At 41.6% G+C, this 14505-nt stretch carries 11 protein-coding genes; 5 read left to right on the top strand and 6 right to left on the bottom strand.

Annotated elements, in window-relative coordinates; translation table 11 throughout:
- Positions 1-28: 28 nt before the first annotated feature.
- Entirely contained in the window at positions 29-2185 is a 2157-nt protein-coding gene (locus CTY48_RS16825; protein ID WP_099469605.1) for a transglycosylase domain-containing protein, read from the top strand.
- Between the two features lie 111 nt (positions 2186-2296).
- Here CTY48_RS16825 and CTY48_RS16820 read toward each other — a convergent pair whose 3' ends face one another.
- The 6 genes from CTY48_RS16820 to murC all read right to left on the bottom strand — a co-directional run bounded on the left by CTY48_RS16820 (position 2297) and on the right by murC (position 10592).
- Positions 2297-2959, bottom strand: coding sequence for a hypothetical protein (locus CTY48_RS16820; RefSeq protein ID WP_099469604.1), 663 nt, complete (start codon positions 2957-2959; stop codon positions 2297-2299).
- Positions 2960-3266: 307 nt separating this feature from the next.
- Entirely contained in the window at positions 3267-5084 is a 1818-nt protein-coding gene (glmS, locus tag CTY48_RS16815) for a glutamine--fructose-6-phosphate transaminase (isomerizing) (protein WP_099469603.1), read from the bottom strand.
- Positions 5085-5481: 397 nt separating this feature from the next.
- Positions 5482-6669 carry a ribose-phosphate pyrophosphokinase gene (locus CTY48_RS16810; protein WP_099469602.1) on the bottom strand — a complete coding sequence of 396 codons (1188 nt, stop codon included), beginning with the start codon at positions 6667-6669 and terminating at the stop codon, positions 5482-5484.
- 140 nt (positions 6670-6809) lie between these two features.
- Positions 6810-7790: an ATP-binding protein gene (locus CTY48_RS16805; protein ID WP_099469601.1), complete on the bottom strand. Its 981-nt coding sequence runs from the start codon at positions 7788-7790 to the stop codon at positions 6810-6812.
- Between the two features lie 33 nt (positions 7791-7823).
- Complete coding sequence (locus CTY48_RS16800) at positions 7824-8900, bottom strand: DnaD domain protein (protein WP_099469600.1); 1077 nt, start codon at positions 8898-8900, stop codon at positions 7824-7826.
- A gap of 312 nt (positions 8901-9212) precedes the next feature.
- Complete coding sequence (gene murC / locus CTY48_RS16795; RefSeq protein WP_099469599.1) at positions 9213-10592, bottom strand: UDP-N-acetylmuramate--L-alanine ligase; 1380 nt, start codon at positions 10590-10592, stop codon at positions 9213-9215.
- Positions 10593-11110: 518 nt separating this feature from the next.
- Between murC and CTY48_RS16790 the strand changes: the two genes are divergently transcribed.
- From CTY48_RS16790 to tnpA, 4 genes are all read left to right on the top strand, one after another.
- On the top strand, positions 11111-12370 hold the full coding sequence (locus tag CTY48_RS16790; RefSeq protein WP_099469598.1) for a diaminopimelate decarboxylase: 1260 nt from the start codon (positions 11111-11113) through the stop codon (positions 12368-12370).
- 20 nt (positions 12371-12390) lie between these two features.
- A complete protein-coding gene (locus tag CTY48_RS16785) occupies positions 12391-13086 on the top strand; it encodes a TrmB family transcriptional regulator (protein WP_099469597.1) in 696 nt (231 codons plus the stop codon).
- Between the two features lie 16 nt (positions 13087-13102).
- On the top strand, positions 13103-13810 hold the full coding sequence (locus CTY48_RS16780) for an MgtC/SapB family protein (protein WP_099469596.1): 708 nt from the start codon (positions 13103-13105) through the stop codon (positions 13808-13810).
- 191 nt (positions 13811-14001) lie between these two features.
- Positions 14002-14475 carry an IS200/IS605 family transposase gene (gene tnpA, locus CTY48_RS16775; protein WP_099466475.1) on the top strand — a complete coding sequence of 158 codons (474 nt, stop codon included), beginning with the start codon at positions 14002-14004 and terminating at the stop codon, positions 14473-14475.
- Positions 14476-14505: the final 30 nt, after the last annotated feature.

Genomic DNA, 14505 nt, shown 5'->3' with positions numbered 1-14505 from the left:
AAGGACTAAAAGGAGGTTTCGATTTCAAATGGCAAAAAAGAAAAAGAAAAAACATAGACTGCTGAAAACATTTGTTATACTCAGTATTCTATTTTTTATAACGGGAGCAGGAGCGGCAGGAATTTTATATGCAACCGGTATAGGACCGGAGGTGCTGAAGCTTCACAAGGAGGCTGTAAGCCTTGTGAAAGGCTCCACCATCGACAATTTTAAGGCTTCCCAGACCACCCTTGTCTATGACACAAACGGAGATGAAATAGCAAAGCTGAAGGGTGATAAGGGGATTTATTATTTGAGCTCGGAGAAAATTCCAACCTATGTAAAGAATGCTTTTATCACGATAGAGGACAAAAAGTTTTATAATCATAAAGGGGTGGACTATCTGGCGATGATAAGGTCTGCCATATCCATTGCGAAAAACCGCTCCATCACGCAGGGCGCGAGCACGATAACCCAGCAGTTGAGCCGTACTATTTTTCTGACGAACGAGGTGAGTTGGGAGCGTAAGGTGAAGGAGATTTTTATTGCGCTGGAGCTTGAGAAGATATACAGTAAGTCTGCGATTCTGGAATTTTATTTAAATAATATTTATTTTTCCAATGGTTATTACGGCATTCAAGCCGCAAGCATGGGATATTTCAGCACGGACGTACAAAATTTATCGCTGTCACAGATTGCGTTTTTAACAGCAATTCCAAACAATCCGACTGTGTTTGATCCGATTGACCATATGGAAAATACGCTGTCGAGGCGGGATAAAATTCTAAATCAGATGCTGGAGGATGGCAAAATCAGTCAGGCAGACTATGACAGCGCGATACAGGAGGAAATTGTTTTAAACGTAAATACGGAGCAGGCAATCAAGCACAATTATGCGGAGACATACATTTATTATTGTGCGACGAGGGCGCTGATGGAGGCAAGAGGCTTTGAGTTTCAGTATTATTTTAAGACAGAGACGGAAAAGACTGCCTATCAGGAGGAATATGATGCACTGTATGACGAATGCCAGCGTTCTCTTTATACAAGGGGATACCGGATTTACACCTCGATGAATATGGAATTTCAGGAGCAGCTTCAAAGTGCGATTGATGATGAGCTGTATTCCTTTGTGAGTGTAAACGACGAAGGAATTTACAATATGCAGGCGGCAGCAACCTGTATTGACAATAAGACGGGAAAGGTGGTTGCGATTATCGGCGGAAGAAGCCAGGACACAACGGGCTATACGCTAAACCGTGCCTACCAAAGCTTCAGACAGCCGGGAAGCTCAATAAAGCCTCTGCTTGTATATGCCCCGGCACTTGAAGCGGGCTACACACCGGATTCTATACTGGTAGATGAGCCGATTGAGGATGGACCGAAAAATTATGGGGGCGGCTACTCGGGAAGTGTGACTCTTCGCTATGCGGTTATGAAGTCGATTAACACGGTGGCATGGAAGCTTTTGGATGAGCTTACCCCGACTTTAGGATTAAGCTATTTAAAATCAATGAATTTTGCAAAAATAGAGAAGGATGATTATCGAAATGCCAGCGCCCTAGGTGGGTTCACGACAGGCGTGAGCAGTGTGGAGATGGCGGCAGGTTTTGCCACTCTGGAAAATGACGGTATATACCGCGTCCCAACCTGTATCACCAAGATAACCGATGCCAACAATGAGCCTGTCTATCAGGCTAATGATGAAGGAAAGCGAATTTACAAGGAAAATACCGCCAGAATGACAACAGATGTATTAAAAAGTGTTATGACTGACGGAACAGGAAAATCACTTGCACTAAGCGATATGCCGACCGCGGGAAAGACGGGAACGACCAACGACTATAAAGATGGTTGGTTTGTAGGCTACAGCAGCTACTATACGACAAGCGTATGGGTAGGCTTTGATATGCCAAGGGAGGTAGAAGGCTTGACAGGCTCTACCTATCCGGGACGAATCTGGCACAATTATATGGAAGCCATCCATAGTAATCTTGCGGCAAGAGATTTTGCCCCTTACGGAAACTATAATTCAAGCACCAAAGGTGTAAAGACCGCAGATGACTTTAACACGGATGTGGTAGAGGATACACCGGAGACTCCGACAGAAACACCGTCCTCCGATACAGAGCAGGAGGAGAGCACAGAAACAGTCGACGAGGTGCCGAATGCACCACCGGCTTCCTACTTTGAGAATCAGCACTAAAATATAAGGTTATAGTTTAGCCTGCGGCTGAACTATAACCTTAATAAATCAGCCAAGCCCTAAATTAACAGGACTTGGCTGATTGTATAGTATAAAAATTTAATTCTAAGCTTACTCTTCGACCGCTATTTGAGTGGAGTTTAAGAGAGTGGTAATATCTTCATCACTTTCTCCTAAATGCTCCAAGATTCTTGCCTTTAACTGCTCGATAAGGTCTTCCAGGTCTTCCTCACTCAGAGAATATTCACTTTCCAAGCCGCTCACGGTTTCTTCTATGGAGCTCTTTAAATCAGCAATAATCTGATCTAAATCATCAACGGTAGGGAGTCCAAGCTTCTCGGCACCTTCGTTTAAGGCATTTGCTACAAGTTCTACATTGTCGGAATCAAGCAAATCCTCCGGTGTAAGCCCTAAGCTTTCCAGTGTGCTAAGAACAGTGTCCTCGTTAGCACGAAGGGATTCAGACAGAGAATCAATGATGGATTGTACGGCATTTGAAATGGAGGAGGTAACATCACTTTCCTCCGTATCCGTTGTGCTCTCGGTATCTGTCGGAGGTACCGGCGGCATCGGAGGCGGTGTCATGGTGCTTAGAATGTTGTTGTAGTTTGCATACAGAATTTCATCCTCTGAGTCAGACGGAATATACTCATCCAGCAGACTTTGGGAAGAGGATGTAGTGCTTACTGACTGTGTGGTTGTAGTCTGTGTTGTGCTTGTTGCAGCGCGTGCTGCTTCGAGCATAGCTAGGTACTCGGTACTGTTAATTTTCATTTTAGTATCCTTCCTTTCTTTTGTGGACAGTTTCTGTCGGAAGATTTTGGTGATAGTTCAGCCATGCTGAACTGTTACGCATAATGCTTCTCTGTCAGTCGAAGCATGAAATCGTCTCTAAAATAAGTCCAACGATTTACCGACATAAATCTTATCGGTATAAAAAAATAGAAGTTAATACCAAATTTCAAACGCCATGAAAGCTTCAGAAAACCAACACAAAGTGAACACATGGGCCCAAAAAAAGAGCTGTTGTTATTAAAACAACAGCTCTTATATATACAGTGTAAGATTTGCTCACACTATCTTATTCTACGGTTACCGACTTAGCCAGGTTACGTGGCTTATCAACATCCAAGCCCTTTGCATCTGATGTGTAATATGCGATTAACTGCAATATAACGGCAGATTCAAAAACAGTGAACAAGTCATCTGATTTCGGCAGGGAGATGTGTACGTCGCAAACAGAGGAATCAGATATTTTTTCATCACAGCTTAACAAAATAACATAAGCTCCTCTTGCTTTTACCTCGCGGATATTGGAAATAACTTTTCCATATACCTTCTTCTGGGTAGCAAGTGCAAACACCGGTACGCCTTCACTGATCAGGGCGATGGTGCCGTGCTTTAACTCTCCGGCAGCGTAGGCTTCCGCGTGAATATAAGAAATTTCTTTTAATTTTAATGCTCCCTCAAGGGATAGGGTATAATCAAGCCCTCTTCCGATAAAGAAAGCGTCCTGTGCTTCGGTCAGTTTCTCCGTAATTGCCTGAATATGCTTGGTATCCTTTAACAATTCTTCCATATGTCCGGATACCTTTGTCAGATTCTCAATGAAGGTATTTGCCTGTGCAACGGTGTATGTTCCGTTGATAAGGGCGGCTTTACAGCCAAGCAGATACAGCGCAGCAAGCTGAACGGTATAAGCCTTTGTGCTTGCTACCGCGATTTCAGGACCGGCATGAGTATATAATACATAATCGCTTTCTCTTGCAATGGAGGAGCCTTTTACGTTTACAACGGAAATGGTTCTTCCTTTACAGCTTTTTGCGAGTCTCAAAGCCTCCAAAGTGTCAATCGTTTCACCAGACTGGGAAATTGTGATGACCAATGTATTCTCGTCAACGAGTGGCTCTTCATAGCGGAACTCTGATGCAATGGATACGATAACCGGAACCTTGAGTAATGGCTCAATCAAGGTTTTTGCTACCATTCCTGAATGAAGTGCTGTTCCGCAAGCAATAATATTAATTTTGTTTAAATTAACAAAAAGAGAATCCGGTATATTGTCCTCTGTAAAGTCAGGAAGCATATTTTTGATACGAGGCGCAATTGTATTTTGAATTGCAACAGGCTGCTCCATGATTTCTTTTAACATAAAATAAGGATAACCGTTTTTCTGGGCAGATTCAATATCCCAAGTTACGGTGAGCATCTCAGGTGAAACGGCATTGCCGTCAAGATCCTGAAGGGCAATACCCTCTTTGCTGAGAGTGACAATATGGTATTCTGGCACGATAAAATATTCCCTTGAATATGGAATAAGGGCGGTCAAATCGGAGGCAATATAAGAGCCTGTTTCACAAAAAGTAGCAACAAGCGGGCTTACATTGCGGATGGAGTAGATAACGCCCGGTTTATCGGAAAACATAATGCAGAGAGCGAAAGAGCCTTCTAACTCTTTGACAGCACGTTTGATTGTATCAAAAGGATCGCCGTTATATAACGCATCCAGTAACGCAGCAGCCACTTCTGTATCAGTCTCGGATACAAGCTTTGATGCCAGATCATATTTCTGGATCAAATTATAGTAATTTTCAATAATACCATTGTGAATGAGGGATACCCTTCCGCAGGAATGAGGGTGAGCATTTGCTGTTGTCACACCGCCGTGGGTTGCCCATCTTGTATGACCAATTCCACAGGTGGAGTTGTTTTTCTCTTTCTCGCAAAGCTCAATTAAGGAAGCAACTTTTCCGGTGCATTTGCTTACGGTAATCTCGTTGTCGTCAGTCAATAGCGCGATTCCTGAGCTGTCATAGCCTCTGTATTCCAGCTGACTAAGTCCTTCCAAAAGTATGTTTTGGGCATAGTTATCCCCTGTATAGCCTATAATTCCACACATAGTTTCATTTCTCCTTTATATTTCGTTATCAATGTACATTATTATTAGAATATGCAAAAAAATACATATGTCAATCAGTTATAGAAAGTTTGTGATGCGATTACCCGCAGTTTTGTTTCCATATACGCAGCTGATTCTACGAAAGAGCATCCGCCGAATTTTCGATTACTCTTTTCCTCGTTAACCTGTAAGTAAGAGTTCTTCCTCTTTTTCCGTTCCTTGCAGGTACTTGGCGCTAAAGTTTTTAACTTTTCGAAATTTATGACCTCCGTCTCATAAACAAAGAGATTGTATCATAGATTATGGATTTTGGCAAATGAAAAAGCGAATAAGTTCGAATTATATAAAAAAGAATGTGCCATGGCACATTCTTTTTATTGTGAAGCATATCCGTTTTTTATTTTTGTATTTGATTTTTCTTATACGCGGAAACAACGTTATGAATTCTCTCCACCGGATTCAGTAGTTCACTGATAGAGGAATCATGGTTCAGCGTATCTATAATTAAGGCAATGTACTTACTCAAATCGCAGTTTACATAATATGGTTTTTCCAACAGCTCCGGCGCCTGATAAATCAGGTTCGTTGTCAGGACACGGTCAATCAGTCCTGCGTTGTAAGCCTCGTCAAATTTTTCAAAACCATTTGTAAACAATCCAAAGGTAGCAGCGGCAAAAATCTTACGTGCCTTTCTCTTCTTTAGCTGGGCAGCAACATCAAGAATACTCTCACCGGAGGAAATCATATCATCGATAATCATTACGTCTTTTCCTTCCACGGAAGCGCCGAGGAATTCATGTGCGACAATCGGATTGCGTCCGTTTACGATTGTGGAGTAATCGCGGCGTTTGTAGAACATTCCCATGTCAACGCCGAGAACGTTGGCAAGATAAACCGCACGGTTCATTCCACCCTCATCCGGGCTGATAATCATCAGGTGATCGCTGTCAAACTGTAAATCCGGCTCGCTTCTTAAAAGCCCTTTGATAAACTGATAAGCAGGCTGAACGGTCTCAAAACCATTTAGCGGAATTGCATTCTGTACTCTAGGATCATGTGCATCAAAGGTAATAATATTGTCAACACCCATGTTGACAAGCTCCTGCAATGCGATGGCACAGTCCAAAGACTCTCTTGAGCTGCGCTTGTGCTGGCGGCTTTCATATAAGAAAGGCATGATAACCGTAATTCTTCTTGCCTTGCCTCCAACGGCTGCGATAATACGCTTTAAGTCCTGATAATGGTCATCCGGTGACATATGGTTGATATGTCCGCTTAGGGAATAGGTCATGCTGTGATTTGTCACATCCACTAAAATGTATAAGTCATCTCCCCGGACAGACTCATTGATAATACCCTTTGCCTCACCTGAGCCAAAACGGGGAACCTTTGTTTTTAAAATATAGCTATCTCTCTGGTAGCCAGAAAAGGCAAGCGTAGCATGCTCATCGTTCTTTCTCTCATTTCTCCAACCAATTAAATAGTCGTCCACCATTTTTCCGAGATCCTTACAACTCTCTAAAGGTATGATTCCTAAAGAACCCACTGGAATTGTTTCAAAATTTTTTGCATCGCGCTGCAACATTATACATTTACCTCCGTCGTACTTGGAAGACTGTGCGTCTTCGCCTTTGTTCACCAGCTACATTTATAACATTTCAATAATCGTTAGTCAAGACTATTACATAAAAAAGAACATGAAGATTCATACAATTCAGCCTTTTGCTATCCGCGCTTTTTCTTCAGCCTGATATCCTCGCCAATCAGCTTAATCATTGTGTAATTACTGGATATTCTGGAGAAGGTACGCTCGGAATAGGTATCCAAAAGTCTGTTCAGCGGCAGATTCGTGCTGATAATGGTGGAACGTCTCCGAAGAAGCCTCTCATTTACACATAGAAAAAGCTGGGAAGAAACAAAAGAATTTGTAAGCTCCGTTCCCAAGTCATCAATGATAAGCAAATCACAGTCAAAAATATATTCTACCGCATCGTCATATTCCTCGCCTGTGCCAAAGGTACTTTTTGCCAGCGCATCGAATAATTGGAAAGCGGAAAAATAAATAACAGAATGGGAGCTGTCCATCAGCTCCTTTGCAATACAGTTGGTGAGAAATGTCTTTCCGACACCCGTATCGCCGTATAAAAGCAAATTTCTAAAGTCTGTATCAAAGGTGCCTACAAAATCTTTTGCCTCTGTATAGGCACGTTTGGCCGCAGAGAGAGCAGTAAGCCCCGTAGCGGTATCGGTAAAAGCTTCAGAATAATAGTGATCGGTATAATGTTCAAAGTTTTCTGCTTTCAATACCTCTGTCAAATTCGAGGAGGTGTAGAGCATATCAATGGCGGCTTTCTGAAAACAATGGCATTTTTTATTGCCGATATAGCCGGTGTCCTGACAATCCAGACAGGAATAAACAGGGTCCAGATAATCAGAAGGATAGCCAAAGTGCTCCAAAAGCTTGGAGCGCTGCTTTGACAAATCAGCAATTTGCTCCTTTAGATTGCCGATTGCATCAATTTCGCCGTTTATGAGCTTTTTGCCCCGCTCAACGGAAAGGGAGGAAATGGAATGGTCGATGTTCTCAAAATCAGGGTGAAGTGCATAAACCTCCTTGATACGCTCGTCCCATAGCCGCTTGTTTTTAAATTGTGTCTGGTTGTACTGACGCATAATCGCATCATACTGAGAATTCTTAAGTGCCATGCCAGCCTCCTAAATAGTTGAAAGGAAAACTCCTTATTTAATATTTAAAAGCTCTTTTTCAAGCTCATTGTAGTCGTAGTTTCTCTGATTAAAGTTATTGAACTTGTTTTTGCCTGTACTTGTATCACGCGGCTTTTCAGAGGATTGTGCCTTTGATTTTTTGTGCTCACTGTCAAGTACTGTAATGTCATCCAAGTGCTTCACACCTTTATTATGCCAATCTGTCAATATTTTATCGGCGTACTCAAAGCTTGGCTGGTGCGTCTGCTTCAGCGTTCTGGTGCAGGCATTATGTATAATATCAAGGGTAAAGGCATATTCGTTTGTCCACTTGTTAATGTAATTTACCTCAAATTCAACAGGGTTTCGACCCTTAATGCCAAAGGCGTTGAAAATAGTATAGCAATTCTTGTGGTAGAGATTTGTAGATGCCTTTGCCTGGCTGACCGTTGTAATCTCTTCCTCAGCCCATGCGAGTGCTGTTTTCTTGATATAGTGGATACTCTTGCTTCCCTTGGAAACACAGTATTCAATCAGATATTCAATCAAATCAAGAGGAAAATGCAGTTCATCATAGAAGAAGAGCAGTGTATTGATCTCTGTCACACTCAAGGTTTTCCCAAGATACGTCTCTGTCAGGAAAAGAATCTGCTGAATATCCTCATTTTCCTGAAAATGCTTAATCTGGTCCGCGCTGTAGGAAGGAACCTTCCGCTCCGCCCCATTTGACTGCTTCACGGCAGGAATATCTACGGCAGGAGATATGTCGCTTGTCAGAGCAACCTCCTCTGCGGCAGCTTCCTCTCTGCCTTCTTCTGTCTGCTGGTCCGTAAAATTAATCTCAGTGAGAATATGATTGGTATAGGTAAGGGTTAAAAGTTTCATCTTTTCCCAATACTTCAAGGCACGCAGCACATCGTTCTCTGTATGATTAAACTTGTCTGCAATGACAGAAATGGAAACCTGTCTGTTATGGCTCACACATCTTAAAAGGTACAAGTATATCTTGACAAATTCACCATTTGCCTCAGACATATATTCATCTATGAATGTATTGGACACCATAGTTGCCCCTGTCTTATTCCTTATGCGTAGCGTTAAACTGTTCATTTCCAATTCCTCCAATTACTAAATCTCACATGAAAACCTTTGTAAGTGACCTCATTATAGCATAGGTTTTAGAAAATGAGAACAGCAAATTTTAGCGCAAACGCTAGGAATTACAAGGAAAAGTTGCAATGTGGACAATGTGGATAATGTGGATAAGGTGAGGCTAAAATTTTACAAAAATTTTGCAAAGTAGCGAAAAAAGAGGAGAACAAGAAAAAAATGTAGAAACAGGAAATTGACATTATGTTAACGAAAAAATCCACATGAGAAATCAACGAAAAATGTTGATAAACATGTGGATAATGTGGATAACTATCGTCCTAAGAGGTTTTCGCCCACTTTTAATATGTCTCCGGCACCCATAGTTATCAACAGGTCACCGTGCATACAATTTTCTAATAAAAAATTTTCAATCTCATCAAAAGAAGGGAAATAATAGGCATCGCAGCCCGCTTTTTTCAGCTCTGCCAACAAATCTTGTGAAGAAATTCCCAATGTATTTTTTTCTCTTGCGGCATAGATATCGGCTAGCACAACCTTGTCTGCAAGGGAGAGCGCCTTTGCAAAATCCCCCAAAAAGGCTTTTGTTCTTGTGTAAGTATGCGGTTGGAAGACACACCATGTCGTTTTGTGAGGATAGTTTTTCGCCGCATTTAGTGTCGCCTCAATTTCCGTCGGGTGATGGGCATAATCATCGATAATTGTGACGCCGCCAATCTCGCCTTTATATTCAAAGCGCCTGTCTGTGCCGGAATATGCCATGATTCCTTTCTTGATTTCCCCATCGGAAATTCCGAGGATATGTGCTACCGCAATCGCAGAGAGAGAATTATACACGTTGTGAAGCCCAGGTACATTTAAAGAAATCCGGTCGATGACCTTCTGATTTCTCATCAAATCAAAGGAAGGGTGTGCCAGAGAATCAAATTCAATATTGGAGGCACTATAAGTATTTTCCGGGGAGGAGCCGTAAGTGATAACTTCGCTGTTTAAGCCCTCTGCAATCTCTTGCCAGTTTTCAATATCTCCGTTGATAACCAATGTTCCATTGGATGGAAGATTGTTAGCAAAACGCTTGAAGGAGGAACGGATATCTTCGATATCTTTAAAGAAATCCATATGGTCTTCTTCTATATTTAAAATGACACTGATTTTCGGATAAAAATGGAGAAAACTGTTCGTGTATTCACACGCCTCTGTCACGAATACTTCGGAATTGCCTACGCGGATATTGCCGTCAATTGCCTTTAAAATACCGCCGACAGAAATAGTCGGGTCGGACTCCGCCTGCAAAAGAATCTGGGATATCATAGAGGTTGTCGTTGTTTTTCCGTGCGTTCCCGCCACTGCAATTGAATTTTCATAGTTTGCCATAATCTGCCCCAAAAGCTCTGCTCTTGAGAGGGTTGGCAGTCCCTTTTCGATAACTGCTCGAAATTCTAAGTTATCCTCTTTAATAGCCGCCGTGTAAACGACCAGGTCGATATCGTCTGTGATGTTTGAGGCTCTCTGTCCGATGAAGACGGTAGAACCAAGCTTTTCCAAATGCTTTGTCAAATCAGATTCCTTGGAATCAGAGCCGGATATAGTAAAGCCTTCCTTTAAAAGAATCTCCGCAAGGCCGCTCATGCTGATGCCTCCAATGCCGACAAAATGAATTTTAATCGGCTTTTTAAAATCAATGTTATACATATATTTGTACCAAGTCTTTCAAGCGCAAACCTGCTTACAGTTGAAAGACGCAAACACAACGGGTGAAGGATACTGTGTTTGCATATTATCCTTTCCTTAAATTATTCTGTCACCCTTGTTTCATTACACTTCATATTATTGAGTATGAGTCAAAAGGTGCTTCGCACGAGTTCAGACAAAAAAGATTGACGAGTAAGCGAGCTTCCCCGCCAATCTTTTTTGTCTGAACTGCACCTTCGGTGCTTTTGACATCTATTCATATTATATATATTATAAACACATTAGGATTTCTGTGCAATAGGGGAATAATGAGTACTTTTTTTGTATAAATAAAAAACACAAAAATATGATATGACCGGAATTGATTTAAGTATTGCACTTTGAGAAAAAGTCGCAATAGCAAACATGGATTTTTCCCTAATATACTTGACAAACGGATAAAAATTTAATATAGTGTTCCTAAATAGTATTACTGATAACGAGCTGATAAGGAATTAGAAAGGAAAAATGAGAATATTATGGAAAAAAAACCTTTTGTAAATTTAGAACAAGTACAGGAAATGACAAAGACATATCCAACTCCGTTTCATTTATATGATGAAAAAGGAATTCGGGAAAATGTTAGAAAATTAAAGAAAGCTTTTTCATGGAACAAAGGATATAAGGAATATTTTGCGGTGAAGGCAACTCCGAATCCGTATCTGATGCAGATATTAAAGGAAGAGGGCGTCGGCGCAGACTGTTCCTCCTACACGGAGCTTGTTTTATCAGAGAAGGTGGGCTTGACCGGAGATGACATTATGTTCTCTTCCAATGTGACACCGGCGGAAGACTTTGAGCTGGCAGCGAAGCTGGATGCTATCATTAACTTTGATGATATCACACACATTGATTTTTATGAAAAAATTGCTCCGTTTGCAAAGACAATGAGTTGTCGTTATAATCCGGGAGGCGACTTTACTCTTCATAACCAGATTATGGATACGCCGAAGGACGCAAAATACGGCTTGACAAGACCGCAGATGACAGAGGCATTTTTGAAGCTGAAGGAAAAAGGGGTAGAGCATTTCGGTATTCATTCCTTTCTTGCGAGCAACACGGTGACGGATGACTACTACCCGAAGCTTGCGAAGATTTTATTCCAGCTTGCAGTGCAATTAAAGGAAGAGACTGGCGTTCACATTGCATTTATCAATCTGTCTGGCGGTGTCGGAATCCCTTATAAGCCAGACCAGAGAGGAAACGATATTTTGGCAATCGGTGAGGGCGTGAGAAAAGCCTTTGAGGAGATACTTGTACCTGCCGGAATGGGAGATGTTTCAATTTATACGGAGCTTGGACGTTTTGTGATGGGACCGTATGGCTGCCTTGTTACACAGGCAATTCACGAGAAGCACATTCACAAGGAGTACATCGGATTGGACGCTTGTGCTGCAAACCTGATGAGACCTGCTATGTATGGCTCTTATCACCATATCACAGTGCTTGGCAAGGAAAATGAGCCATATGATCATGTTTATGATGTGACAGGCGGTTTATGTGAAAATAATGATAAGTTTGCAATTGACCGTGAATTGCCAAAGATTGATATCGGGGATTATTTGGTTATTCACGATACAGGGGCGCATGGTTTTTCAATGGGCTATAATTACAATGGAAAGCTTCGTTCTGCGGAGATATTGTTAAAAGAGGATGGAACAACAAAACTGATTCGCCGTGCTGAGACACCGGAGGATTACTTTGCAACTTTGGATTTTAGCGAGTTTGAAAATAAATAAGAAGAGACGGTGAAGGGGCGATGGAATTAATCGAACAATTGATGCAATACGGGCTTACAAGACAAGAGGCAGTAATCTACATGACACTGCATTCTGACGGTGAGCTGACCGGCTATGAGGTTGCGAAGCTGACGGGGATATCTCGCTCCAACGTATACACGGCGCTCGCCGGACTGGTGGAAAAGGGTGTGGCATATGTGATTGAGGAGAGTGTCACAAAGTATACACCGGTCAGCTTTGAGGAATTCAGCAGCAATTTTATTCATAATCTTCAGGAGACGAGGCAGGAGATTATTAAAAGCCTTCCAAAGAGAAGAGAGGAAACGCAGGGATATATCACCATTCGGGGAAACAAAAATATTTTGGATAAGCTGCGCAACATGATTGCGGACACAGAATACCGAATTTATGTGGCAATCAGCAGTGATATATTGAGCAAATATGTGGAGGAACTAAAACTTCTTGCGGATAAGGGCATCAAGGTCGTACTGATTGTGGATAAACCGCTTGAATTGGAAGGTGTGACTGTTTATCTGAAAGAGAAGATTGACTGTCAGATACGCCTGATTTGCGACTCACACAAGGTGCTGACAGGAGAGCTTGGCAGCGCGGGAGAATCTACCTGCCTCTATTCGGAAAATCAGAATTTGGTGGATGTGTTCAAGGAAATGCTGCAAAATGAGATAGAGCTCATTAAATTGAAAGAGGTTCGTTGAAAGTAAGAGGGGCTATATGTGGAACGGATTAATCGGAATATTTCATTACTTAGAAGAATTTAATATGGTATCAGTTACCATAAGGCTTGTGCTGTCCGTGATTTTGGGCGGTGTCATCGGAATGGAGAGGGCGACGAAGCGAAGTGCAGCAGGGCTTAGAACCTTTGCCCTGGTAAGTCTTGGAGCCTGCCTTGCGATGATTACCAACCAGTATCTTCTGATTACATCAGGGATAACAGGAGACCCGTCCCGGATGGGAGCACAGGTGATAAGCGGCATCGGTTTTCTGGGAGTCGGAACTATCATTGTTACAGGGAAAAATCATGTAAAAGGATTAACAACCGCTGCAAGCCTCTGGACAACCGCCACGATGGGAATCGCCATCGGCGCAGGTTTTATCTATGGTGGTGTGGTTGCCTTCATCCTCATTATGATATCAATCCGGCTTCTGCTCTTCTTAAGCAGACGGCAGGAGGACTTTAATCCGATTATCACCATGGACATAGAGATTAATAAGGTGATAGGCTTTGACAGTGTGATGAACTATTTAAAGGAGCATAGTTATGTGCTTTGCTCCATTGAAAAGAAAAAACAGAAGGCTATATTGGATGAGGATTTTGTTGTGCTCATTGAGTTTGATTTGGGAAAACGCATAAGCCATCAGGAAATTCTGGAGGAAATGCGCCATGTTGAGGGCGTGAATTATGTGGAAGAGATACGTTAAGCATCAATTTTAAATAAAAGCTTATTGAAGTAAACTTCAATAAGCTTTTATTATTTGTATAAACAGAAAAAATAAACCTCCGGCTATGCCGGTGGTCCCACGGTTTTGCTTTAGCTTCAAGCAAAAAACCTCCTATGTTATAATAATTGCGGGTTTAGCCAACCACAAAAAAGACATAGGAGGTATCCAAAATGGATATGAATAGTTTAGCCCATACTAAATGGGAATGCAAGTATCATTTGGTATTTGCACCAAAATACAGAAGACAGATAGTATATGGAAAAATTAAAGCAGATATTGCTCAAATATTAAGTACATTATGTAAGCGTAAAGGAATAGAGATAATGGAAGCAGAATGTTGTGTGGATCATATTCACATGTTAGTTAGAATACCACCCAAATATAGTGTGTCTGAAATAATGGGATATCTAAAAGGAAAAAGTTCACTGATGATATTTGAAAGACATGCTAATCTAAAATATAAGTATGGAAATCGCCATTTTTGGTGTAGAGGATATTATGTAGATACGGTAGGAAAAAATACAAAGAAGATACAAGAATATATTGCAAATCAATTGAAAGAAGATCATGAATCGGATCAAATGACATTGAATGAATATATAGACCCGTTCACGGGTGAGCCAGTACAAAAAAGCAAGAAGTAGTCCCTGAAAGGGAAGCTAGGGAATAAAGCT

The organism is Konateibacter massiliensis (assembly GCF_900184995.1).
GTDB lineage: Bacteria > Bacillota > Clostridia > Lachnospirales > Lachnospiraceae > Lachnotalea > Lachnotalea massiliensis.
This window is presented reverse-complemented; position numbering and strand designations above follow the sequence as displayed.